Annotated in this window: 21 protein-coding genes and 2 pseudogenes; 8 read left to right on the top strand and 15 right to left on the bottom strand. The window is 63.2% G+C overall.

What is annotated here, in order from left to right; all coding sequences use genetic code 11:
• Window positions 1-151: 151 nt before the first annotated feature.
• Complete coding sequence (locus tag FSB78_RS10350) at window positions 152-529, bottom strand: hypothetical protein (RefSeq protein WP_147082439.1); 378 nt, start codon at window positions 527-529, stop codon at window positions 152-154.
• Window positions 530-674: 145 nt separating this feature from the next.
• On the opposite strand from FSB78_RS10350, the pseudogene FSB78_RS10345 reads away from it, so the two are divergent.
• Window positions 675-1,097 (top strand): annotated as a pseudogene (locus tag FSB78_RS10345) (transposase); the annotation flags it as partial.
• 420 nt (window positions 1,098-1,517) lie between these two features.
• Here the strand turns inward: FSB78_RS10345 and FSB78_RS10335 are convergent.
• The gene (locus FSB78_RS10335) at window positions 1,518-4,649 is read right to left on the bottom strand and encodes a TonB-dependent receptor domain-containing protein (protein ID WP_147082437.1); all 3,132 of its coding nucleotides are present in this window, start codon (window positions 4,647-4,649) and stop codon (window positions 1,518-1,520) included.
• A gap of 295 nt (window positions 4,650-4,944) precedes the next feature.
• Between FSB78_RS10335 and FSB78_RS10330 the strand changes: the two genes are divergently transcribed.
• Together FSB78_RS10330 and FSB78_RS10325 are read left to right on the top strand one after the other, a co-directional pair.
• A complete protein-coding gene (locus tag FSB78_RS10330) occupies window positions 4,945-6,897 on the top strand; it encodes a sialate O-acetylesterase (protein WP_147082435.1) in 1,953 nt (650 codons plus the stop codon).
• Window positions 6,898-6,922: 25 nt separating this feature from the next.
• A complete protein-coding gene (locus FSB78_RS10325) occupies window positions 6,923-8,059 on the top strand; it encodes an endo-1,4-beta-xylanase (RefSeq protein ID WP_242008185.1) in 1,137 nt (378 codons plus the stop codon).
• A gap of 393 nt (window positions 8,060-8,452) precedes the next feature.
• On the opposite strand, the gene rpsU is transcribed toward FSB78_RS10325, so the two are convergent.
• Window positions 8,453-8,653 carry a 30S ribosomal protein S21 gene (rpsU, locus tag FSB78_RS10320; protein WP_147082433.1) on the bottom strand — a complete coding sequence of 67 codons (201 nt, stop codon included), beginning with the start codon at window positions 8,651-8,653 and terminating at the stop codon, window positions 8,453-8,455.
• Between the two features lie 593 nt (window positions 8,654-9,246).
• Window positions 9,247-9,792: an EAL domain-containing protein gene (locus tag FSB78_RS10315; RefSeq protein ID WP_242008184.1), complete on the bottom strand. Its 546-nt coding sequence runs from the start codon at window positions 9,790-9,792 to the stop codon at window positions 9,247-9,249.
• Between FSB78_RS10315 and FSB78_RS19505 the strand changes: the two are divergent.
• Window positions 9,745-9,927, top strand: a pseudogene (locus FSB78_RS19505) (hypothetical protein); the annotation flags it as partial. The gene FSB78_RS10315 and the pseudogene FSB78_RS19505 overlap by 48 nt on opposite strands.
• Window positions 9,928-10,113: 186 nt before the next feature.
• On the opposite strand, the gene FSB78_RS10310 reads toward FSB78_RS19505, so the two are convergent.
• From FSB78_RS10310 to FSB78_RS10300, 3 genes are all read right to left on the bottom strand, one after another.
• The gene (locus tag FSB78_RS10310) at window positions 10,114-11,052 is read right to left on the bottom strand and encodes an alpha/beta hydrolase fold domain-containing protein (protein ID WP_147082429.1); all 939 of its coding nucleotides are present in this window, start codon (window positions 11,050-11,052) and stop codon (window positions 10,114-10,116) included.
• 169 nt (window positions 11,053-11,221) lie between these two features.
• A complete protein-coding gene (locus FSB78_RS10305) occupies window positions 11,222-12,079 on the bottom strand; it encodes an enoyl-CoA hydratase/isomerase family protein (protein WP_199743162.1) in 858 nt (285 codons plus the stop codon).
• 65 nt (window positions 12,080-12,144) lie between these two features.
• Window positions 12,145-12,888: an SDR family NAD(P)-dependent oxidoreductase gene (locus tag FSB78_RS10300; RefSeq protein WP_147082426.1), complete on the bottom strand. Its 744-nt coding sequence runs from the start codon at window positions 12,886-12,888 to the stop codon at window positions 12,145-12,147.
• 74 nt (window positions 12,889-12,962) lie between these two features.
• On the opposite strand from FSB78_RS10300, the gene FSB78_RS10295 reads away from it, so the two are divergent.
• On the top strand, window positions 12,963-13,523 hold the full coding sequence (locus FSB78_RS10295; RefSeq protein ID WP_242008182.1) for a TetR/AcrR family transcriptional regulator: 561 nt from the start codon (window positions 12,963-12,965) through the stop codon (window positions 13,521-13,523).
• Window positions 13,524-13,575: 52 nt separating this feature from the next.
• Here the strand turns inward: FSB78_RS10295 and FSB78_RS10290 are convergent, their stop codons facing one another.
• The 4 genes from FSB78_RS10290 to FSB78_RS10275 all read right to left on the bottom strand — a co-directional run bounded on the left by FSB78_RS10290 (window position 13,576) and on the right by FSB78_RS10275 (window position 16,378).
• On the bottom strand, window positions 13,576-14,109 hold the full coding sequence (locus FSB78_RS10290; protein ID WP_147082424.1) for an SRPBCC family protein: 534 nt from the start codon (window positions 14,107-14,109) through the stop codon (window positions 13,576-13,578).
• Window positions 14,106-14,615 (bottom strand): AtaL-like protein, encoded by a 510-nt coding sequence (locus tag FSB78_RS10285; RefSeq protein WP_147082422.1) that lies wholly within the window; start codon window positions 14,613-14,615, stop codon window positions 14,106-14,108. Before FSB78_RS10285 ends, FSB78_RS10290 begins: the two co-directional genes overlap by 4 nt.
• Before the next feature lie 35 nt (window positions 14,616-14,650).
• Window positions 14,651-15,370, bottom strand: coding sequence for an NmrA family NAD(P)-binding protein (locus tag FSB78_RS10280; protein WP_242008180.1), 720 nt, complete (start codon window positions 15,368-15,370; stop codon window positions 14,651-14,653).
• A gap of 111 nt (window positions 15,371-15,481) precedes the next feature.
• On the bottom strand, window positions 15,482-16,378 hold the full coding sequence (locus FSB78_RS10275) for an AraC family transcriptional regulator (RefSeq protein WP_147082420.1): 897 nt from the start codon (window positions 16,376-16,378) through the stop codon (window positions 15,482-15,484).
• Window positions 16,379-16,530: 152 nt separating this feature from the next.
• Here FSB78_RS10275 and FSB78_RS10270 point away from each other — a divergent pair, with 152 nt between their 5' ends.
• Complete coding sequence (locus tag FSB78_RS10270) at window positions 16,531-17,256, top strand: SDR family oxidoreductase (RefSeq protein ID WP_147082419.1); 726 nt, start codon at window positions 16,531-16,533, stop codon at window positions 17,254-17,256.
• 106 nt (window positions 17,257-17,362) lie between these two features.
• On the opposite strand, the gene FSB78_RS10265 is transcribed toward FSB78_RS10270, so the two are convergent.
• Together FSB78_RS10265 and FSB78_RS10260 are read right to left on the bottom strand one after the other, a co-directional pair.
• Window positions 17,363-18,253 (bottom strand): NAD-dependent epimerase/dehydratase family protein, encoded by an 891-nt coding sequence (locus FSB78_RS10265; RefSeq protein ID WP_147082418.1) that lies wholly within the window; start codon window positions 18,251-18,253, stop codon window positions 17,363-17,365.
• A 100-nt stretch (window positions 18,254-18,353) separates the two neighbouring features.
• Window positions 18,354-19,262 carry a LysR family transcriptional regulator gene (locus FSB78_RS10260; RefSeq protein ID WP_147082417.1) on the bottom strand — a complete coding sequence of 303 codons (909 nt, stop codon included), beginning with the start codon at window positions 19,260-19,262 and terminating at the stop codon, window positions 18,354-18,356.
• Between the two features lie 461 nt (window positions 19,263-19,723).
• Here FSB78_RS10260 and FSB78_RS10255 point away from each other — a divergent pair, with 461 nt between their 5' ends.
• Window positions 19,724-21,898: a putative bifunctional diguanylate cyclase/phosphodiesterase gene (locus FSB78_RS10255; protein WP_147082416.1), complete on the top strand. Its 2,175-nt coding sequence runs from the start codon at window positions 19,724-19,726 to the stop codon at window positions 21,896-21,898.
• 89 nt (window positions 21,899-21,987) lie between these two features.
• Here the strand turns inward: FSB78_RS10255 and FSB78_RS10250 are convergent, their stop codons facing one another.
• Together FSB78_RS10250 and FSB78_RS10245 are read right to left on the bottom strand one after the other, a co-directional pair.
• A complete protein-coding gene (locus FSB78_RS10250; protein WP_147082415.1) occupies window positions 21,988-22,221 on the bottom strand; it encodes a putative quinol monooxygenase in 234 nt (77 codons plus the stop codon).
• A gap of 33 nt (window positions 22,222-22,254) precedes the next feature.
• Complete coding sequence (locus FSB78_RS10245) at window positions 22,255-23,295, bottom strand: NADP-dependent oxidoreductase (RefSeq protein WP_242008179.1); 1,041 nt, start codon at window positions 23,293-23,295, stop codon at window positions 22,255-22,257.
• Here FSB78_RS10245 and FSB78_RS10240 point away from each other — a divergent pair.
• Window positions 23,294-24,274, top strand: a complete 981-nt coding sequence (locus FSB78_RS10240; protein WP_242008177.1) for a LysR family transcriptional regulator — start codon at window positions 23,294-23,296, stop codon at window positions 24,272-24,274. The genes FSB78_RS10245 and FSB78_RS10240 overlap by 2 nt on opposite strands.
• Window positions 24,275-24,276: the final 2 nt, after the last annotated feature.

Raw genomic sequence — 24,276 nt, 5'->3', positions numbered from 1 at the left:
GAATGAACGAATGACCAGAGATGGAGAGCCGGCGACGGTCCGCGAATGACCGGGTATGGGTCCTCAAGGTCGCAGAGTTGCCAAGCGGCTTGCGCCCAGTTGTGGACATTCCAGGGTACAAAATTGATTCTGAAATCGCAGCCTGAGGGGATCAAAGCCCCCTAAACCCACCCCCGCTAATCAGCACTTTTGGACTCGCGACCTTCTCGCTTGCGTCGACCCTGAACGTCACAAGGATTTGGTGAGCATCCCTCGCTCCCCACCACCGCCTCAAAATGATCTGCTTACGGAACAGGAATGTCGGCGCATCACGGTAGGCATTGCCCAACGACGATGATTCATTGGAGAAGCCGGCGTTCTTCAAATACGACAAGGCTGCGCTCGCGGGAGCGCCCGTAGGAAGTTGATTTTTCGCGGCGTTGGCCTCTTCCTCTACCCGGCTGGTCATCCTGTCCTGCTCGCACGACGATAGAGCTCCTCCGCCCGCTACCAGCAGAAGCGAAAATAGATAGGGATTGCGACCGCTCATTACCCTGCTCCCCTCTAAAACGCCTGTTACCTACAGGGTGGCATTGGCCGCTTCTTCAACCGAAAGCCGCCAGTCCGCAATCCACCGAGGCTGTGTGAAAACGCCGTGATGTGATATAGTTGTCGGCGTCATCTGGAGACGTCGGATGGGTCGTTTTGTCGAGGGCTGTGACCGCCGGGAGCAGCTTTTCCTGCCGCCCTGCGTGGACGATTATGTTGTCGAAGACAGTGCGGTTCGGATCGTCGATGGGTTCGTAAACGAGCTCGACCTGACGACGCTGGGCTTTGCCGACGCCGCGGCGACGAGCCGGCCGGGCTATCATCCGGCGACGCTGCTCAAGCTCTATATCTACGGGTATATGAACCAGGTGCAATCGAGCCGGCGGCTGGAGCGCGAAGCAGGCCGCAACGTCGAGCCGATGTGGCTGACGGGCAAGCTCGCACCGGACTTCAAGACCATCGCCGACTTTCGACGCGAGCACGGCGCCGCGATCCAGGCGACGTGTCGCCGGTTCGTCCTGCTGTGCCGGCAACTCGGTCTCATCGCGGGTGGCACGGTAGCGGTGGATGCGCGTCCGAAGACGAACGGTCGAGCACGTCTTCGGCACCATCAAGGACTGGATGGGACGAAGCCACCTCAAGACGCGTACTCTGAAGAACGTGGCGACAGAATTGAGCCTCCATGTACTCGCCTACAACATCAAGCGGGTCATCGCCCTGGTCGGCGTGCCGGGACTGATCGCAGCAATCCAGGCCTGAGCATCCGCGTGCGCGCGCTTCACTTCAATCGCTGTCGGGCGGCCGTTTACACACAGCCTCCACCATCTATTGCCGTTCAGTCGCTTGAGTAGGGTCGCCCAAACCGGCCGTTCGGCGGACATGAACGAGCGGCGGGTTTCAGGAAGCGGAGAGGGGGCCTGAATGTCGTGTATTGGGTCTTGATGACAAACAATAGGCCAGTCGAGAGTCCGCGATCATATTCGCGACCGTCAGAACTTGACGGTCGCGCCGATGAAGAACTCGGTACCCATGACGTCATAGGTAGCCGACCAGGTGTTAGAGTTCGGGCCCTGTGTCGTGATCGGCGGGTTGTTGTTGAAGACGTTGTTGGCACCGCCGAACAGTTCGAGCGACTTGGCCGCTTTCAGCGAAAAGGACAAATCGATGTAATTTTGATCATCGAGCACGGGATAGGCAATGCTCGACAGCGTCGGCGCGGTGGCTGCGCCTGACCGGATGTGGACGACGAAGCGGTCCGTGGTGACGGCACCGATATACCGATGACGCGCGCTCAGGCTGAGATCGCCGATGTTCCAAGTGATTCGCGACGTGCCGCGCCAGCGCGGGAGCGGCTGGCCGCAAGTCGCACCGTGCGATCCGGCACAGTAATTCTTGATCTCGTCGAACGCCGCAACCGGCGTCGACGTGAACTCCGCGAGCCAGGTATAGTTCGTCCCAAAATCGACCGTGCTCGTCTCGCCGAACAGGGGCAGACCGAAGCCCAGATTTAGCCGATACTGCACGGCGAAGTCGATACCGGACGTTTTCAGCGATCCTGTGTTCGCGTTGCGGATCTGTGCCACATACGGATCGTTGATCGCTCCGGAATTGGGATCGCGGCTTATCGCGCGGCAGTATTCGCTATTCACATCCTGCAGCACGTTAAAACACAGGTTCATCGTGTTCTGCAGGCCGCCGCCCAGCGCGGAGATCGCGCCGTCGAGGGTGATGTTGAAATAGTCGATGCTTATGAACATACGCGGCGCGAAACTCGGAGTGATGACCGCGCCGACCGTGAACGTGTCCGACTTTTCCTCACCGACATTGGGGTTGCCGCCGAAATCAGCAGGAATGATGTTGTTGGGCTGTACTCCTGCGGTAAAGACGGCGGCTGCCGGCACGCCGTTGGCGATGCAGATCGCGCGTACCGCTTCGGTTCGCGCGGATGCCGGCCCACGGTCGCCGCAAGGGTCGGTCGCGGCCCCCACCACCCGGTTGAGGCCACCGAACACTTCGGCAACGTTCGGCGCACGGATAGCCCTTTGATACTGTCCACGAAACGCAAGATCGCGACTCACCCGCCAGTCGAGCCCACCAAGATAAGTCCAGACGATGCCAATGCCGCCAAGGTTGTAATCGGATCGGCGGAACGCTGCGTTCGCGGTCAGATCTTCTACGAACGGCGTGTTGTGGATGAGCGGGACACGGACCTCGCCGAACACGTCCTTGACTGAGATGCTGCCGCTCGTCGGCAACCCAGGATTGAACCCAGCGACGTCGCCCGACGCCAGGAAGGAATCTGGATTGAACGTGGCACTGGTCTTGCGCCATTCGCCGCCGAACGAGAAGCCAAGCGGCCCTGCGGGAAGCGAGAACAGCTTACCCGTGATGTTGCCCGCTGCCACCTGCAGCGTCGTCTTGGTAATATTCGTCGCGCTGATCGAAATCGCGGCCGAACATGCCGTTGAAATGTTCTGCCCAAAGATGTTGCAGACCGGCGCCGCACCGCCGACCGAAAGCAGCGACGCTTGCAGCCGGCTCCGGGAAACGGCGTTGCGTAGCTCTACGGTCTCATCGCTTTTCGCGTAGCTGTAATAGGCATCGTATTTGAGATCGGTCAGGAAGCCTTCGCTTACGTCGCCGATATCGCCGCGAAGCCCCCAAGCGCCACGAAAGACCTTCCGCTGCGAATCGCTCTGCCGCGGTCCGACTTCGAGATAGCGACGACCTGCGGTCAGCACGGCCAGTCCGTCACCCCGAGTCGTCGTCTGGCGCGTCGTGCCGCTGACAATAGTCTGCGGACCGGTTTCGGCGAAATCCAGCTGCTGCAACACGCCTTGCAGCTGAGGGGTCAGATAGGGATTGTTGACGTTGAAGAGCGTCGGCGCACCGACGTTCGTGGGCGCGAGCTGAGCGTTGCTGCGCACGTCGGAGTAATGCAACTCCATGTACCCGGTCAGGGCTTTGGCGAAATCGAAATGGCTGAAACTGTTGACCATCCGCCGTTCCAGGGGCTGGATCAGATAGTTGTCGGGCGCGAGATTGAAATCGTCCTGCGGCGTGATCTGCGGGCGCGCAGCCGTTCCGGCATCGTTGAAGGTAAAGCCGCGGGACCCGACTGCGCTGAGGCCGGCGGCGGCATAGGCTGCGTTGAGCGCCGCGTTGCTGCCGCCGGCCGATGGGATGCCCGAAAAGCGGCCATTGGGGATGTCGCCGCTGCCGCCGCGCACAAAGCCGAGTTCGCCGCCGCCCGACTGACAGGTCTGGCCAGCAGGGATGGGGAACGGCATCCCGGCACCGCGCGAGCTGCCGGTTCCGGGCACGACGCAGCCATCCTGCAGTGCGTCGTACGCGAAGCCGCCGCGTTCACCGCGGGTGATCGAATTTCGCTTCTGGTAGTTGCCCGAGACGACGACATTGCCGCGATCGTCGGCGAAATTGCTGCCGACCGTCAGGTCGAAATTGTAGACCGGCGTTCCGGTCGGGCGATCGATGTTCAACTGCGAGCGCCCTTCGACGCCGCTGAAATCTTCACGCATGATAAAGTTGACCACGCCGGTGATCGCATCCGATCCATAAACCGCTGACGAGCCGCCGGTGACGATCTCGGTCCGGGCGATAAGCGCCGCGGGAATGGTGTTGAGATCAGTGACCTGATCGGGACCGTAGATGGCGAAGCGACGGCCGTTCACGAGCACGAGGTTGCGGCTCGGGCCGAACCCACGCAGGTTGACGCTGGCGGTGCCGTTTAGCGTGTTGGATGTCGATCCGCCTTCTTGCGAAGCGACGAACTGCGGCGACGCTTCCAGAAGATTCTCGACGTTGACCGTACCGGACAATTTCAGGTCGGTCTCGCCCAGAACCGCGACAGGCGTCGAGGCGTTGAAGCCGTTACGGGCAATGCGCGAGCCGGTCACGACGATGTCGGGGGCTTCCGCCTGCTGACCTTCGGCATCAATGGATGGCGAGACTGCCACAGTCGCCTCAGACACATCGCCCGACGCTGCTGGGGCAGGGGTTGTTTGCGCATGAAGAGGGGCAAGACTGAAAGAACAGGCTGCTAGGACAATCGCCGAGCCGCATAGAAACCGTACACGGTGCTTAGTGACGATGCGCTTCATACTTCATCCCCTCAAGTCGCCGCGAACGAGATCGTCGATCGATTCATCCGGACGCGTGATTTCCACGACGGCGCGCCGGATTTCCCGATCGCGTTATTTTCCGACTCTAAGCCGACACTTGTAATGATCGGCACTATCGTCTGAATGCGGTTTGACGGTAGCGGTACCATATGTCAACAGGTGGCGGCCCATCTCATATTGCGAGATTTTGTCCGACAATTGATTAGCTGGGCGGTACGGTACGATACCGGAATTGACGGCGATCCGCGGCAATGCGGACGCATGACCGGAGAGGATGTTTGGTATGCGCTGTGCAAAGCTGTTCGTGCTTGCTGCCTTGGCAACCCCAACGGCCCTGGCCGCACAAATCCTAGACCCGGTCTTCGCGGACCATGCCGTGTTGCAGCGGGATCGGCCGATCCGGCTGTGGGGCAGGGTTGCGCCACAGGAACAGGTCGACATCACGCTGCAGGGCCGCCACCGGACCGTCCATGCTGGCCCGGATGGCCGATGGTCGGTCGTTCTGCCGGCGCTCCGCGCGGGTGGCCCGTACAGGCTCGAAGCGCGTCGCGGCTCCGGTGGCAGCCAGTCGCTTGAGGATATCGCGATCGGCGACGTGTTTCTGTGTTCCGGCCAATCGAACATGGAATTCCCGCTGTCGAAGAGTCGCGGTGGCGCGACCGAGATCGCAAGCGCCGCCGACTCCAATCTGAGGCTCGCGACGATGCCGGCGGTTTCCGCCGCGTTGCCGGTCCGGAGGCTCGCGCAACCCCTGGACTGGCGACCGGCATCGCCCGCGTCGGCGGCGGAATTCTCTGCAGTCTGTTGGTACATGGCGCGGGCCCTCCGGCGCACCGTTCGGGTGCCGATCGGGTTGATCGACGCCTCGTGGGGCGGATCGACGCTTCAGGCGTGGCTTAGTCCCGCCGCGCTTGCCGCCGGTGGGGGCGACCGCGACATGATCGATCTGCTCGCCGCGTACAATCGCGATCCCGCATCCGCGAACCTCACTTGGGGAGAGCGGTGGCGGCAATGGTGGCTGTCCGAGATATCGCCGACCGACGAACCGTGGAGGCAGACCGGAACGACTGGCTGGGCACGCGTGCCTTTGCTCGACCTTTGGGAGAAATGGCCTGCGCCGGTGCTCGCCGACTTCAACGGCATGGTCTGGTACCGTACGCACGTCACGCTGACGGCGGAACAGGCGCTGCAGGCGGCGACACTCGATGTCGGCGGCGTTGACGAGATCGACCAGAGCTGGGTGAACGGGCGTCCGGTCGGCACCGGAGCGGGTGACGAACCGCGGCGCTATCCGGTGCCGGCCGGAACGTTGAAGGCCGGCGACAACGTGGTCACGGTCAACATATTGGATACCTGGGATACGGGCGGATTTTACGGGCCCACCGAACGGCGCGCGCTCGCGCTTGCCAACGGTCGGCGCATTCCGTTGTCCGGGCCCTGGTTCTACCGCAAGGTCGACCACGCGCGACCACGGCCACCCCGCGCGCCGTGGCATCCGGCCTCGGGTCAGGGAACGTTGTACAACGGGATGATCGCGCCGCTCGGTGCCTACGGCCTGCGGGCGATGGCGTGGTACCAGGGGGAGTCGAACACCGCCGATCGTCTCGCCTATGGCGACCGGCTGACTGCGCTGTATCGCGATCGGCGCGCGACGTTCGGCCCGACGCTGCCGATACTGATCGTGCAGCTCGCGAATTTCGGTCCCAAGGCCAACCGGCCCGTCGACAGCGATTGGGCCGCTGTGCGCGAGGCGCAACGCCGACACGTGCTCAATGACGCGAACTCCGGCCTGGTCGTCACGATCGATGTCGGCGATCCTTCGGACATTCATCCGACCGACAAGCGAACCGTTGGCGAGCGGCTGGCGCAATCCGCTTTATCGGTCGTTTATGGCCGGCATGGGCCCCGCGCTGGTCCGCAACCGATGACCGCCCACGAAGGGAACGGACGCGTGATCGTCCAGTTCGGCGACATTACGGGTCGGCTCTCGGCGTCGACCGCACCGCAATCGTTCGAGCTGTGCGGCGCGACCCAGTCATCATGCCGCCGCGTACCTGCAAGTGTTGGCGCCAAATCGGTTGGCCTGCCCTCCCAGCCCGGCGCGACGCGCGTCCGGTATTGCTGGGGCGACAGCCCGGCATGCGACGTGCGCGATGCCGCCGGACCGGTAAGCCCGTTCGAGATTTCGCTGACACAAGCGCGCCGCCCCACGGCCGCGTCGCGATGATTGATAAGCTATTGGAGACCACGACATGACGATGAATCGGCGCAATCTGCTCGCGGCTGGTGCCGCTACCCTTGCCTGTTCCTTGGGACAGAGCCTCGGCGCCGCGACCGGCCCCAACTCGCTGGCCCGGCTGGCGAGCGCGAAGGGAATCCGGTTCGGGAGTACGATCGGTCACACGAACTTCGCGGACCCCGCCTATCGCCGGCTGAACGCCGCGCAGTGCGGGCTGATCGTTCCCGAGACCGAGATGAAATGGATCGCGCTGCGCCCGGATGCGCGCCGGTTCGATTTTCGCGCGGCGGATGCGATCGTCGCATGGGCACGGCAGGAACGCCTCGGCATACGCGGCCATACGCTGCTGTGGCATTTTGAACGATGGATGCCGGAATGGACGCGGACACACGACTACGGCGTGAAGCCGGGTACCGAAGCCGCGCGGCTGCTCGACGAGCATGTCGATACCGTCGCACGACGCTACGCCGGCAGGGTCGACAGCTTCGACGTGGTCAACGAGGGCATTGATCCCGATACTGGCCTTCTTCGGGAGACGGTGCTTTCGAAGCCCGTCGGTGCTGAAAACCTGATCGACATGGCGTTCCGCAGCGCACGGCGCGCGGCGCCGCACGCGGAACTCGTGTATAATGACTTCATGAGCTGGCGGTCGGACGACGCACGCCACCGCGATGCAGTCCTCCGGCTGCTCGATCGCCTGAAGACGCGCGGGACCCCCGTCACGGCGCTTGGCATTCAGAGCCATCTCGGCAGTAAGTACAGCGAGGCGCCAACCGGGCTGGGTGCTCTCGACGAGAAGGCGTGGCGCCAATTCCTCGACGCGGTGACGGGGATGGGACTTGATCTGCTGGTCACCGAACTTGACGTTCACGACAACCCATTGCCCGGCGCGATCGGCCCGCGCGATCACGAGGTCGCCGCACATACCCGTGCCTATCTCGATCTGATGCTGTCCTATCCGCAATGCCGAACCGTGATGTGTTGGGGCTTGAGCGACCGCTACAGCTGGTTGCAACCGTTGCGGCCGCGCCCTGACGGCCTGCCCAAGCGCCCGTTGCCCTATGGCGACGCGTTCGCGCCGAAGCCGATGCGCGATGCGATCGCAGGGGCGTTTGCTGGCGCCGTTCCGCGATCGCGAACCCCAGTATAATCATTGGCAGTGTTGGTATCTGCCGTAGGCGGATCGTACGATCCGCATTTTCTTTTACCCTGATTGTCAGGACACGTCGATCGGTAAGGGGGCAGGCGATGGCCCCCGAACGGTCGAATTGTGACCTCGTAGCCAGGAGCGGCCCAGCGCTTCCAAACCATTCCGACGTTCAGCTTGACCCAGTGCTCCCCCCGAAACCGGCCACGTCAGACGAACGTCAAGGCTGAACAAAGGGCCGGTTTCGGGAACCGACTAGAACGCCCGCACTGACCATTTGTGAGTCAGAAGTTCGCCTGCGGACAGTTGCGGACAGCTGGCTCCGCTCAGCGCCATGAAGCGCGATCGCAAATGAAGATCATTCGATCGCGTCGCCACGGGCAGCACGAGGGCTGATCAGCTGTCCTTCTCGGCGCGCTTGCGGTCAGCCTTTTTCGCGCGACGAATGGCGGCAGCATGCTGACGCGCACGTTTCTCCGAGGGCTTTTCGTAGTGTTTCCGGCGCCTCAGTTCGCGATAGATCCCTTCGCGCTGCAGCTTCTTTTTGAGGACGCGGAGTGCCTGATCCACGTTGTTGTCGCGTACGATGATCTGCATGCTGTTTTTCTCGAGATGTCGCTCAGTGCCGAAGACGCAACTCGCTCTAGGGGCCAGGGCCCCTCAAGCCAAGACCCGATGCGCCGGATCGGTGCCATTGATTAAACTGTCTGCGACACGAACAAATGTCTGAAGTTGGGGATCGCAAAAGGACCGTTCGACGTCGCTTTTTGGGTCTTTCATGCTGGGAAGTTGCTGGTCCGCTAGCGCCCACGCCAGGACGTTCATGCTGGCGACATGGGCTTCGGATAATGGGCATTCGTTTAGCTCGATCTTTCCCGTTTCTCCGTCTCCGGTCGGCCATTTCGGGAAAGAGCAATTGGGAACAGATTTTGGGAAAGGAGGTGCCCTGGACAAATCTCGGCGCAAACCTCCGGGCTACTGTCCCGCTATGGGTTCGTTTGTGGGAAGCGGAATTTACCGTGCGGCATCTAGGCGGCTTCCGGATCGCGCTGTTGCCGATCCCGCAATCGTCTGTACCCTCAGTGGATCGCCGATCACCGTCGATACGCAATGCTTAGAGTTGCTTCGGAGCCTTACTCGTCCAAACAGCTATCAGATGTCCTACTGCGAAGGCTTGCTACAGTGCTGCGCTAAGCCACACCGCTAGCTTGAGCTTGTCTCACAGCGGCAGCTGAACTGACAAACGGCTTCGGACTGGAAATCGCCAGCTGGGTTAACGGGCCATCATACGCAGCGGACTGGCTATCAAAGTGTCGGGTGTCTGCAAGTAAACATGCCTTGATCTCCGCACCGCGGAGCGGCTTTCTGAATAGGTAGCCCTGCAATTGGGTCCACCCGTCATCGACCAGCGCAGTCATCTGCTGGGCGGTCTCCACACCTTCCGCGACCACCCCCATGCCGAGCGTCGCTTCTAGGCCGACAACCGATTGTATGATCGGTGCAGACGTTTGGGAGGTAAGCATCTGCCGGACGAAGCTCTGGTCGATCTTGACCCTATCGAACCGGAACCGCTCGAAGTAGCTGAGTAACGAATAGCAGACACCGAAATCGTCCATCAGGACCTGGATGCCGAGCGTGCGCAACTGCTCCCGCTTTTGAAACGTGTGGTCGACGTCCCGCAGAAATAGATCTTCCTCGAAGAGGTCGATCCCGACGCCTCGCCGATGAAGGCGCAAGGCGTCGGCGAGCTCGGTATCTGCGGCGTCGCAGCAGCGATCGCCAATGCGATCTACAATGAGACGGGCGTTGGGGTCCGTGAGTATCCGATGACCTTAGACAAACATCTTGAGAGGCTGCCACGCGTCGCCTGAGGCTCGGGAACGAAGTGGCATGACGCACGTGAATGGAAACGCCGATACGGGGCGGGAGCACGAGAAGTCGTGCCCCCCAATTTGAGCACAATTACGTAGTCTCTCTCGGCGTTTCACTTTACCGACTTAACAGCCTGAAGGAACTCAGCGGCTGTACCTCTTCGTCAGCTACATCCACGGGCAGCCTCAAAGGGAGCGAAGGACGCGATAGCGATCCGCTAGGGCGCGCCGAGTGACGGCTGCACTCTCATCCAGCCATTCGTAGGCATGTGGCGTCCCGGGATGGACGTGGAGCTCGAGCGGGACGTCGGCTGCCGCCAGCTTCTGGGCGTAGGCAAGGCTCTCGTTCCGCAATAGATCGAGATCGCCTACCTCGATGTAGGCGGCCGCCAGGCCACGGGCGTCGTTGAGCCGTGCAGGAGAGGTCGTCTCCGAGGCTGGACCATCGGCCCGAGCGTTCCAAGCGGTCTCGTTCATGCCAGCGGTCCATGCGAGGAAGGGAGCGAGGGCCGCGCTAGAGACCGTAACCCTGTCGTCGAGCATGGGGTACACCAGAATCTGCTGTGCGATCGGAATTCCACGGTCCCTCGCTAATACGGCGGCTGTCGCCGCAAGTCCTCCGCCCCCGCTGTCGCCCATCACCGCGATGCGGGTGGTGTCCACTCCAAGGCTGTCTGCCTCGTTGATTAGCCACATCACCCCGGCGAAGACGTCCTCGCTGAGTTGCTGTCCTTTGCCCTCGGGAGCCACGCGATAGCCGACCGACAAAATGGGGACAGACGTCTCCGCCACGTAGACGCGCATCCTTCGGTCGTAGTGATCGAGGGTGCCAGCCACCTGCCCGCCTCCGTGAGAGTAGACGACAGCGGAGCCGGGGCGGGCGTCGTCCTTGGTGTACCAACGGGCTTCGAGCGTGACACCGTCGCCAACGGGGAGGGAAACGTCTTCACGACTGACGCCGTCCGGGACGGGCGGTGATAGCCGCCCCATCTCGGTATACTGATAGTTAATTCGATCGCGTAGTGCCTGCACGTCATTCGCGGGAGGATTGGGCATGTTCAGAAAGTCTGGAGGAAGTCGGCCTAGGGCCTGCGCGAGCTCATCGTCTAGACGATAATTGGTCATTGGTGTTTTCCTCAAGACGTGGGTCGCAGACGGAGCGCGCCCGATATGTTAATGTCGAAGTAAAGTCCGAATCCTGCCCAAGTCAGCGACCCGTGCATTCGATTGGCAGTTCCAGAATGCGCCGAGCGCGAACGCATCGAATTTCCTTTTTTTCAGAAGAGAGTGGATTTCATGATCGTCGAGCGAGGTTTGCCCGCAGAACCTCTTCGAGCTTCAGCTCGACCTCGCGCGTGCCAGCGCCGGACGCGAGCGCTGCCTTGGCCAGTTCTCCGGAGGCGGGGGTGAAGGTTTCGCCGAGGTAGCGGTCCTCCGCACGCAGAGCGTCCTCAAGTGGGCCGTCGGCTGCGTCGATCGCATTGGTAGCTGCGATTCGAACGCCTGCGGGTAGGTTGGCAATGGTCCGTGCGACCCAGTCGACAAAAGCGTCCAGTTCTTCGGCAGGCAGAGCTCGATTGATCCATCCCCAGCGTTCCGCAGTCGCGGCGTCGATCAGGCCGCCTGTGAGCACGATTTCGAGGGCGCGAGCGCGGCCCACGAGGCGGGGCAGGTGGGCAGTTGCGCCAGCGCCGGGGACAATGCCCGTGAGGGTCTCGAACTGGCCGAATGCGGCGGTCTCCAGCGCTGCGAAGCGGAGGTCCAGGCTGGCCATCAGCTCTGGGCCACCCCCACGGGCAAGGCCGGCGACCTTCGCGATGGTGGTCTGGGGCAGACGCCGCCAGCGCTCGTGAAGCCGCATCATCGGGCCGGTTCCGACGAGCGTCTCCTCCGCGATCGGCAGGGCGGCATACGCCTCAGGGTTCTCGACGAAGGTCAGGTCACCGTGTGCTATGAAGAACTCCGGGTTGGAGCTCTGGATGACGATGACTTGCAGGTCTGGATCGTTCTCGGCCGATGCAGCGACTGCGTCCAGATCGAGGAGAAGCTGGGCCGTCATGAGGTTGACGGGCGGGACGTCGATCGAGACCCACAGCACGCCTTCTTGGCGCTTGAGGCGAAGGGTGGTCAGCGACTGTTCGGGCATCGTCATCGGGTTATCCTTCAGTTTTCTCGGGAGCGCATTGAGAGCGCTTTCAACGCTTCGATGTATCGGGGTCAGACAGCAGCGACGCCGCCATCAACGAAGAGCTCATGACCTGCGACGAAGCTGCTTTCGCTCGATGCCAGGAACAGCACGGCGTTCGCGACATCCTCAAGGTGGCCGAGGCGGCCGAGGGGGACCCCCTTGATGACCTCTGCTTCGGCCTCTGGTGCCGCGTCAAAATAGCCCCGCATCAGCTTGGTTTCGGTAGCGCCAGGCGAAACGACGTTTACGCGGATGCCGCGATCTTTCAGATCAATGGTCCAGCTCCGTGCAAAGGAGCGGACGGCGGCCTTGCTAGCATTGTACAGGGATTGGCCTGGATATGCCTTGGATCCGGCGATCGAACCGTTAAGGACGATCACGCCCCCTTCCGTCATCAGCGGCAGCGCCTTCTGCACCGTGAAAACCAGACCTTTGACGTTGAGGTCGAACGTCGCATCAAAGTGAGCTTCTTCAAGCGCTTCTAGCGAAATGGGTTGGTGCATGCCGGCATTTGCGAAAACGACATCTACTTTGCCGTGGTCACGCGCGACGTGATCGTAGAGCTTTGTCAGGTCATCTAAATTCGTGACATCACCCTGCACGCCGACTGCACCGTGACCGATTTGGCTGACAGCTTGATCAAGCAATGCCTGTCGCCGCGCGGTGATGTACACGAGGGCTCCCTCCTCCGCGAAGAGCTGCGCGGTTGCCAACCCGATGCCGTCGCTACCGCCGGTAATCACTACGACCTTGTCTTCGAACCGCTTCGTCATCATACCGTCTTTCGAGTAAGTGGAGGAATGCTCCATTTGAAATATGGAGGAATCCTCCACTTAGCAAGTCGAGGATGAAAGATTTGATCGAGGCAGGCCTACGCGCTGATGCGGAACGGAACCGCCAAAGCATTCTCGTCGCCGCGGAGGAGCTCTTCCTGGAACGGGGGGGCGGCATCCCGCTGGAGGAGGTGGCGAAGCGAGCGAAGGTCGGGATCGGCACGCTCTATCGTCGCTTCCCGACGCGAGAATCGCTTCTGGCGGCCACCAGCAACGAGCGGTTCTTGTCGGTCGCGGAGACGAGTTGCGCGCGCGGTAGAGATCAGGATCCCGCGGACGCGATGCGCCAGTTTCTCGAAGAGCTCGCGATCAATACGAGCGTCTATCAAAGCCTCGCCGCCTCGCTGGGGACGGTCATTCAGCACGGCACGCCCGGCTGTATGGCAATCACGTCGGAAGGGCAGCGACTGCTTGGGCGCACGCAGGAGGCAGGGATCATTCGGAGCGATGCGACCTTCGACGACATCATCTGTGTGGTGAGTGCAATAGCGATCGCGGTCGAAAAGGACACCGCACCCGCGTCGCGCGTTGCGCATCTGGTGGACCTGCTCCTCAACGGCATGCTCGTGCGGTGACGCATCCGGGGCCTGCACGGGCTGACGTCCCCGGGACCATGGGTGAGAGCCATCAAGGCGCCGCGAGATGCCGGGCGATGTTGGCCATGCAGACCGCCATGTAGCCCTTCCATTGCGCCTGCACGAACAGCCACAGCGGTACTCTGGCGATCCGGTTCTTCGCTGCGAAGGTGTAGGTCCACGTCACCGCGACTTCGCCGCCCTGCTGCTCGAACCAGAATTGTCCGACCGCCCCCGACATCAGATATTTGAGCGCGAAGCTCGGCTGCCAGATGCGATAGGCGAAATAGCGCGCGCGCTGGTAGTGAGTCACCCCTTCCCGGACGGTGCTGCCGTCCGCGAGGTGAACCGTCCGCGTCGAGCCCGGCTGGTCCCACGGGCCTGACACCTGCGAGGTGGAGACGATCCCGGGCAACAGGCCGTAGCCGGTGAGGATCTTGGGCAGGACATCCTCCGCCACGAGGAAGTCGAACACGTCTTCGATCCGTCCCGGAACGCGGATCTGCTGTGTCACGGTCGCGCTGAGCGCCGATGGTATCTGGGATGCAGAATCCGGCAGCGACGGGTTGAGGGTTGCCGTGGTCATCTTGAGACTCCTTCGTCTGTAGCGGCGTGGAGGTCGAGCGTGCCATCGGCGAGCATCTCGCGGGTGCGCTTCAGCGTGGAGAGCAGCGCAGCCTTGTACCCCGTGTCGCTGTCGAACTGCGCCTGTTCGGCCTGTTCCTCGGGTCCGCCGGGGGTTTTCCCGCGCAGGCCGAGATAGCAGTAGAATTTGAGCTGAAGCTGGCCTGCCGCGTCCTCGAACACTTCGTTGACAATGGCACCCTCACGCGGCCCGGTCGCCTGGAAGAAGGTGACCTTGGCGTGTCGCTCGAGCACGATGATCTCGCGCAGGTCCTGGCCGGCGATCGTCGCCTCGCGCACGAAATGGGCGGCGCTCTCCTCGGTCACGTCGCAGCGGGTGCACAGGCCCGGCGGCAGGAACAGGCGGGCGTCGCGGGCCTTGCGCTCCAGCCCCTGCCACACCTGTTCGCGGGTCAGCGGCGTCTCGCCTTCGGGGTTCACGGCGACGGTGGCGGTCGAATAGATCATGACGATGGTCCTTGTTCGGATAGAGGGGAAAGGGGTCAGCCGACGATCTGCGCGACGTGGTCGCGGTAGGTGCGCAAGGGGCGGCCGAGCAGCGCGGTCAGCCGGTCGACGTCGCCCGCCTCGGGGATCATGCCGTCGCTCTGGAAGCGCTCGGCCATCTGGCGCATGTCGTACGCCATCCAGCTGGGCATGAAGGCGCGCAGATTCTGTTCGAAGCCGGCGGTGTCGTTGCCCGGGAAGGCGATTTCGCGGCCGAGAACGTCGGACCATATCGCGGCGGCGTCGGCGCCGGTCAGCGTGTCGGGCCCGACCAGGTTGATGTAGGTCGTCGGCAATGGCTGCGGCGCCTGCTCGCGGCGGATCAGCTCGATCGCGGCGACCTCGCCGACATCGCGCGCGTCGATCATCGCCAGGCCCTTGTCGCCGATCGGCATCGGATAGATGCCGTAGCCGGTGACCACGTCCTTCACCGTGATCTCATTGTCCATGAAATAGGCGGGGCGCAGGATGGTGGCGTGCAGGCCCATCGCCTCGATCATCCGCTCGACGCCGAACTTGCCGGCGAAATGGGGAACGTTGACGTAGACGTCGCTGTGGATCACCGACAGGTACACGATCCGCTCGATCCCGACCTCGCGGGCGACGTTGAGCGCGATCACCGCCTGGGTGAACTCCTCCGCGACGACGCCGTTCAGCAGGAACAAGGTCGACACGCCCGACATCGCGGCGCGCAGGTTATGCCGTTCAACTGCCAAGCCGGTCTGCCCGAAACTGCCCCTTCGCTGTGATGAACGAATGGCGGTAGTTGGGATGCGCGAATAGCGGCCTGAGCGACCGGGATTGGGTCGAAGCGGAAATAAGCGGGGCTACACCGGCGTCAGTAGATTGCTGCTGCGCTGCAGCTGTTCGATGTCACGACGGGGCGGTGCGCCAAACAGGCGCGCATATTCGCGGTTGAACTGCGAAGGGCTTTCGTAGCCGACGGCAAAACCCGCGCCGCTCGCAGTGGTGCCTTCCGACAGCATCAGGCGCCGTGCCTCCTGCAGGCGCAACTGTTTCTGATACTCGAGCGGCGTCATTCTCGTCACAGCTTTGAAGTGTTCGTGCAGCGACGACGCGCTCATCCCCGCGGCGGTGGCGATGTCCCCGATGCGGAGCGGCCGGTCGAACCCTGTGCGGATCGTCGCGATCGCGCGGCTGACCTGGTTGAGGTGGCTGTCGGCGACCGCCATGTAGCGAAGCGCGGGCCCGTGGGGCCCCTTCAGCAAACGATACAGGATCTCCCGCTCGATCAGCGGCGCGAGCGCGGCGATGCTGTCGGGCTGGTCCAGCAAACGGACCAGCCGGCACGCCGCGTCGACCAGATCGTCGTCGCTGCGATAGACCGCAAGCGCCGGCAGATCGGCCTTGGGTGCCCGGGCGCCTTCGGCTAGGATGAGGTTCGCCAGCACCGCTTGGTCGATGTCGATCTTGCAGCAAAGGTACGGGGCGTCCCGCTCGGCCTGAATGACGTGTCCGACGAGTGGGAGATCGACCGAGACCAGCAGGTAATGCGCGGCATCGTAGAGAAGGCTTTGTCCGCCGAGCGAGACCCGCTTGGCTCCCTGGGCTATTATGCAAAGCGACGCATCGTAGACGGCGGGCAAGGGGACGGTTGGTTCGTCGGCCCGGAAAAGCGACAGCCGAGCGATTCCCGTGCTGACCATGCCGGTTCGGGTAATGTGGCGTGCAGCCAGTGCGGCCAGATCTGCGATCGTGCTCATCGAGGGGTTGTGTCCGCTGTTACGTACATCGGCAAGCGTGGCGCCCGTCGTTCCGGAGGATCGTGCAACGATCGCGGCGGATCGGTCTCGCGCCAACCGATGGTTCGGTTCCATCTGTGCCCAGCCTTCATGGCCACAGGAAAGGACTCATCATGAACGACGTCATCGACAAGACTGTGCTGATCAGCGGCGCGTCCAGCGGTATCGGCGAGGCCACAGTGCGGGAACTGGCGGGCAGGGGCGCGCGCCTCTTCATCGGCGCGCGCAGGACCGGGCGGCTCGAGGCGCTCGCGGCGGAGTTGGGTGCGAATGTCGCGTGGCACGTGCTGGACGTGACCGACGCGGCGAGCTTCGCCGCCTTCGTCGACGCGGCGGAAGCGCGGTTCGGCCGCGTGGACGTGCTGATCAACAATGCCGGCGTGATGCCGCTCTCGCCGCTCGCCGCGCTGAAGCAGGACGAGTGGACGCGGATGATCGACGTCAATGTTCACGGCGTGCTGAACGGGATCGCGGCCGTGCTGCCCCGGTTCATCGCCCGGAAGGCGGGTCACGTCGTGAACGTGGCATCGATCGCCGCGCATTTCGTGATGCCGAGTGCCGCCGTCTACTGCGCCACCAAATATGCGGTCTGGGCAATCACCGAAGGGTTGCGTCAGGAGCATGACGACATCCGCACGACGATAATATCCCCCGGAGTCGTCGCGACCGAACTGGGCAACGACATCACGGACCCGGCGATCGCCTCTGCACTGACGACGTGGCGCCAGAAGTCGCTGACCCCCGACGCGATCGCGCGGGCGATCCGCTACGCCCTGGAACAGCCCGATGGTGTGGACATCAACGAGGTCATCGTCCGCCCGACCGCAGCCGGCATGTAGCCGCGTCACGCTACCAGTCCGGGCGGACTTTCGGTCTGCCCGGACTCGTGTCGATGTGAACGGCTGTCTGCGATCGAGACGACCCGATCATCGCAACGACGTGCGTTCAGGCGGCGGGCGCGGCGTAGGAGCGCAGTTCATCGAGGATCGAATGTCGCGACGGACGCCAACCAAGCGTGTGTTCGGCGCGTTCGCCCGACACCAGCTGGTCGCACGCGATCGCATCCGCGAACCTCCCGAGCGCCCGCCGAGCCTCTTCCAGCGGCCATTCCGCCACTCGGCCCGCGGCGCCAGCACCCTCGCTGGCGGCGCGTGCGATGTCGATCAGCGGGATAGCGGCGCCGTGCGCGCCGTTGAAGATCGAGGCCGCCGGCGCCTTTTCGAGCGCCAGCAGATACAGATCGGCGAGATCGTCGACATGCACGCACGTCCAGCGGTTCCGCCCGTTGCCGACGTACCGCGCCGCGCCATGTTCCTGCGCCGAACCGTACATCATCATCGTGGTCCAGGCGTGGTTGCCGTAGACCCAGGCGGGACGGATGATGATGCCGTGAACGCCATCAGCCGCGGCGCCTAGGATCTCCGCTTCGAGCGCCTGGCGAAAGCGCACCATTTCCAGCGGATCGAGCGGGCTGTCCTCCGTTGCGGGGGTGTCGCCGGTGGCACCGTACAGGAAACAGCCGCTCGTATAGAGAAAGCGCTTCGACGTGCCGCGTAGCGCATCGATGATCGCGCGGGTCGCCGCTTCGTCATAAGTCGCGCTGTTCTGGTCGTTCGGCGACGCGGCATGGACGACCGCGTCTACGTCCTGAACGGCGTTTGCGATACTCGCTGCATCCTCCAGGTCGCCGTAGGCCGCGTGATAGCCCATGTCCGTCAGCTTGGCCGCGCTCGCTTCCGAACGCGCGAGTCCCACCACGCCATGCCCCGCCGCCGCGAGTCGACGCGCGACCGCGCCGCCGATCAATCCTGTAGCACCCGTTACCAATACACGCATGTCAGCACCTCATTGCCCCTGTGGCGCGAGGTAGAGCGGACCTGGGGCGCTGCGGGAAATCGCAAGAGGTGATACGCCGTTATCAGCGGGGCCGATGGCGTCAGGCCGACGCGGCGATCCCGGCGATGCAGTCGCGCAGCCAGACCGTAGCGGGATGATCGTCTACCCGCCGATGCCACATCATCGCCAGCGGCCAGTCCGGCAACGCGATCGGCGGCTCATACACGACGATACCCAGATTGGCCGCGGCGAACCGCCGGGCGACGCGCGCGGCAAGCGTCGCGATCAGATCGGTGTCGGCGACGACGAACGGCGCGACCAGGAACTGCGGCAGGCTCAGCACGACACGGCGTGCCAGCCCGAGGGCCGCAAGCTTGCGGTCGACCAGCCCCGCACGATCGCCCTCGGGCGATACCAGGAGATGCGGGGCCGCCGCGAACGCCGCGACGTCGGCCGCGTTCGCAAAGGCCGGATGCCCGGGCCGGGCGATGCAGGCGAAACCTTCCCGAAGCAGCGGACGTGTCAGGATGCGTGCCGAGGCGTCGACGGGAACGCTGAGCGCGAGGCTCGCCTCGCCGCTGTCGAGTAGATCGACGACTTCGTCCTTGCCGAAAATCCCGCGGACCCGCACCTCGAGACGAGGCGCTTCGGTGGCGAGGTTCGCCAGCAGCGCGGGCAGCAGGACGAAGGCCGCATAGTCGGTCATGGCGATCGTGACGACATGATCGGCGGTCGCCGGGTCGAAGCCATCGTCTTGCAGGACGGTCCGCATCAGGCGAAGCGCAGCGGCGATCGGGCCTGCCAGGTCATCGGCGCGCGGTGTCGGTTGCATCCCCGTCGACGACCGCACGAACAATTCGTCGTCGAGCACCTCGCGCAGCCGCGTGAGCGCCCCGCTCATCGCCGGCTGACTCAGACCGATGCGCTGGCCCGCACGGGTGACGTGGCGTTCCGCGTAGAGGGCATCGAACGCCTTCAAGAGGTTCAGGTCGAAGCCAGCTATATCCATCCAACGGGCATATAGGGATGCGGTCGGCTGGGGAAGTAGGGCAGGGGTTCGGTAAAAGGTTGCTCTTTCCAGAGGATCGCCGAAATTTGGGCGGCGACCCGCACTCAGTTGCGGTTGATACGGGCATGAACAAATGTCCAAATTGGGGAAGCGAAAACCGCGCGGGAACGTCCACAACTGGGTCGCAGTTGCCGCGTCGTCGCTATGGCAGTCGTCTATCTGCGACGGTTTGGCAGATCGGAAATCCTCGCGAGGGCAGCGGTTACAGGCGGTTGACGTACCCATTTTTCCCACGCGTCCGTGAAGGGTCGGAACAGCGAGTCGGCAACCGATTGTGGCAAGGCGCTGTCCGCCAAATTCGCGAAGAATGATTGTGAACGGTGTCGACTACTCCGCTTAAGTAACAAGGTGTTGAGGTTTTCAGCTTATCTCTGGGGGGCGAAACCAGCGCCAGGAAAAACATGCGATCGGCCCCCCATATTTTTAACGAAGACGCCCGATTGGCAGCGCTAGCGGAATACGATCTGCTTAGCGAAAGCGACGATGTCGACCTAAATGAGATGGTTCAACTGGCGGCACGGCTGTTCGATGTTCCGATAGCTCTGGTCTCGCTCGTAGAGCGCGACACCCAGACGTTCAAGGCGCGCATTGGCCTTGATGTCTGCGGAACTGCGCGTGACATTTCCTTTTGCGCGCATGCGATCACCCAGACCGACATGCTGGTCATTCCCGACGCGTTGCTTGACCCTCGTTTCGCGACCAATCCGCTGGTGACCGGTAGCCCCTATATCCGCTTCTACGCTGGCGTTCCGTTGCGCTCGCCAGACGGATTTGCGATTGGCTCGCTCTGCATCATCGATCACCGGCCGAGGAACGGCTTCTCCGACAAGGACAGGACGAACCTTCAGGCGCTTGCCAGGATCGTGACAGACAGGCTCGAAATACGGCGCTTGGCGATAGCAGGAGCGATCAGCCAGTCCCGGTTCGAGAATATTGCCGCCACATCGCCCGACGGCATCATCTGTGCCGACCAAGACGGCGATATCACTTTCTGGAATACTGCCTGCGAACGTCTGTTTGGCTTCACTGCCGACGAGGCGGTGGGAAAAAGTCTGGATATCATCGTTCCCGAACGTATGCGCGGCGGCCACGGTGGTGGACTGCAGCGCGTTGCGGCTGGCGGTAAGCCGAGGCTGGTCGGCACGACTGTCGAACTCGACGCTGCGCGTCAGGACGGATCGGAATTTTCGATCGAACTTTCCTTGTCGATGTGGTGCGAGGCGGACCAGACCAGCTTCGGTGCCATCATTCGGGATATTAGCGAACGTCGCGCCAATGAAACCCGGCTCTTCAATCTGGCCCACATCGACAGTTTGACCGGTCTCCCCAACCGTGCCGTCCTGCTCGGCCGGATCGGCGAGTGTGCGAAAGCTGAACCCGTTGCGGTTTTTATGGTCGATCTCGACGGCTTCAAGAACGTCAATGATACGCTGGGCCACACCGCTGGTGACGCGGTCTTATGCCAAGTGGCAGAGCGAATCCGTGAGTGCGTTCGATCGATCGATACCGTGGCGCGGCTAGGTGGCGATGAATTTGCCGTTCTGATGCCGGACAGCCCCGACCAGGCAGCCGTCGGGGCAACTGCCGATCGTATCATTGCCGCAATCGGCGCGCCATGCGTCACCGAGGAGCAAATGGTCCATATCGGTGCCAGCATCGGCATCGCTTTCGGCCCGAAGGACGGCGAATTCGCGGAGGATCTCCTTTCCGCGGCGGACCTTGCTATGTATCAGGCGAAGGGTGAAGGACGAAACTGCCGGCGGTATTTTGCCTCGCCGCTGCGTGACGCGGCGATCAATCGCCGGGCATTCGAAAGCGAGTTGCGCCGCGCGATCGACGGGAACGAGTTCGAGCTATTCTACCAGCCGCAGGTTCGGATAGCTGACCGCGCGCTGCTTGGTGTTGAGGCACTATTACGCTGGCGTCATCCAGTGCACGGCTTGCTGTCGCCGGATGATTTCCTCCCCACGGTCGAGAGCGGCCTTCTCGCGCCGGAAATCGGGCGGTGGGTCATGGAGACCGCATGCGCTGACGCTGTAGGGATGCGCCGCAAGGTCCCTGATCTCATAGTAGGCGTCAACGTGTTCGGCGCTCAGTTCAGTACAGGGCAGCTGGCGATCGACGTCGCCGCGGTACTCGACCGGACCGGCTTGCCGCCCGAGGCGCTGGAACTGGAGATCACCGAGAATATCGTCTTGCGGCACGACGACACGATGCTCGCACCGCTACGCGCGCTGCGAAAGACGGGCGTCGGGATCGCTTTTGATGATTTCGGGACCGGCTTTGCGTCTCTCAGTTTGCTCAAGCGCTATCCCCTTAGCCGGCTGAAGATCGACCGAAGCTTCATCCGCGAAATATGCACCGATCGTGTCGACGCCGCTGTCGTCAACGCAATGGTCTATCTTGCAACCAGCTTGGGGGTCGAAGTGATTGCGGAAGGCGTCGAGACCGAAGCTCAGCGCGACCTGCTACGCGCTTGCGGATGCTCGACGGCGCAGGGCTACCTCTTCGGCAGGCCTATGCCGATCACCGATCTGAACGCGTATTTATCCCAAGACGCTCGAGCAGTTGCCTAAGCATCGCTCGCGCATTTGCATCGCGCGCAATAGGCGTAGGTCGACTTCACGGTCCGTGAAGCAGCCGACCTAGGGTCAGGACTCATTGGTCATAGCCAGAAGATGACGGTCGCCGCGAGGGCGACGGCAGAGAAGAAGAGCGCCGCTTCGTCACGCCACCGCTCCGCCACCAGCAGCCGCCCAGCTGCTGCATCGAGCACGGCAGTGTCGTAAGACAGGTTGCCGTCGCGCTGTCGCGTGACGGTCGCGAGGGCCTCCACCTCCGCGACGAAACGCGGCAGGTCGGCGGGAGGCACGGAAATGGTGCCGGTGACGATCAGCATGGGAGGACGCCTTCCTGCTTGAGGCCGCGACGGTCAGGCGACATCCAGGACGATCTTCCCCTGGATGCCGCCCTTGGCGGTGCGCGCATGGGCGGCCGCCGCGTCCGCTAGCGGGAAGCTGCTGTCCACCACGACGCGGACCGTGCCGTCGTCGAGCAAGCGAGCCGCTTCTTCGAGCTGCGCCCCGTTAGAGCGGACCTGGGTGGAGGATACGGTGATGCCGCGTTCGTAAGCCTCGCCATATCCGGCAAAGCCGAGCGGATTGACCAGGAACAGCGCGCCGCCGGGCTTCAGGATACGGAGGAACCGCTCCATGTTGGCGCCGCCCACCGCATCGACGACGAGGTCCGCGTCGTCGATCACCTCCTCCGCAGCCTCCTTGGTATAGTCGACGAAGCGGTCGACGTGGAGATCGCGCATCAGCGCCGCGTTCTTGCCCGATGCAATGGCGATGACGTGCGCGCCCTGCCATTTGGCGAGTTGGACGAGCAGGTGGCCCACCCCGCCGCCGGCGCCGTTCACCACCACCGTCTTGTCGGCGAGCGGCACGGGTTCGTGGCGGAAGGACTGGAATGGGTTAGGGGCGTCGTGGCCGAGTTCAATCAGGAACTGCCATGCCGTCAGCAGGGACATGGGGGCAGCGCCTGCGTGGGCGTGATCGATGCCCGCAGGCTTGAGCGCCAGTTCCGTGGCGGCCACCCGGACGTACTGGGCGTAGGCATCGCTGCCCTTCATCAGGTCTTCCGGAAACCGCACCATCGCGAACACCTCGTCCCCAATGGCGAAGCCCGTTACGTCATCAGCCATGGCCTCGACCACGCCCGACACGTCGGTGCCGATGACGATCGGGAATGCAGGATGAGGCTGCCATTCCGGCGGCATCGTGCGGTAGCCGTCGCGCAGGTACAGGTCGGGCGGATTGATGCCGGCCGCGTGCACGCGGACCAGCACCTCGCCCGGTCCGATCGCTGGGCGCGGCGCTTCCTCGTAGCGCAGTACATCGGGTCCGCCGAATGCATGCAACCGTACGGCCATCATCATCTCACTCACCATCATCTCCATCTTCTGATCCATGCGGGACGAGATACGATCGGCTCAAGGGGTTGATAATGGCAGCGAGTGGCGCTTCAGTGATGCCATGAAGGAACAAATGGCGCTGGAGCGGCTGACAGGCCTTTTTGCGTTCGCGCGTGCGGGAACGCTGGGCAGCTACACCGCCGCGGCGCGGTCGCTGTCGATCTCGCCCTCGGCGGTCAGCAAGAGCGTCCAGCGGCTCGAGAAGCAACTCGGCGTGCCGCTGTTCACGCGCACCACCCGATCGCTGACGCTGACCGCGGAAGGCCGCGAGCTCCACGAGCGGGCGGTTCGGCTGCTGCGCGACGCGGAGGAGATCGGGCAGGTGGCGGCTGCTACGCGTTCGGAGCCGTCGGGCAGCTTGCGGATTGCGAGTTCGCTGCCGATCGGGGTGCACGTGATCGCGCCGGCGCTCCCTGCATTCCGTCGACAATACCCCAGGTTGTCAATCGATCTGCGGCTGAGCGACCGCTTCGTGAACATCGTCGACGAGGGCATAGACATCGCCGTTCGCATCGGCGACCTCGCAGACTCGAGACTTCTGTCGCGCAAGCTGGCACCGGTGCAGCTTTGCTGCTTCGCCTCTCCGGCCTACCTTGCCGAGCGCGGCGTTCCGACGCATCCGGACGACCTGGCCGATCATGATACGGTCACGCTTCGCTACCAGAGCACGGGACAGCCGCTGCGCTGGCCGTTTCGAATCGAGGGGAGGGTGATCGAGGTCGTCCCGCCCTCTACACTGACCGCCGACGTCAGCGAGGCGCTTGTTGCCATGCTCGCGGCTGGTGCCGGCATCGGCATGGGCGCCACGTTCGTCACGGCTCCCTATGTCAAGCGGGGAGAATTGGTCCCGGTGTTGGCCGACTTCGCGGTGGAGCGGAACAAGATCACCGCGCTCTGGCCGGAGAGCCGTCGGGTAAACCCGGCGGTGCGGGCAGCGCTTGGTATGCTGGAGGAGGCTTTTGCAGGCCGCGATTAGTC

Source organism: Sphingomonas ginsenosidivorax (genome assembly GCF_007995065.1).
Classification (GTDB): domain Bacteria; phylum Pseudomonadota; class Alphaproteobacteria; order Sphingomonadales; family Sphingomonadaceae; genus Sphingomonas; species Sphingomonas ginsenosidivorax.
Note: the sequence above shows the minus strand (reverse complement) of the source record. Positions and strands in the feature narration are given on the sequence as shown.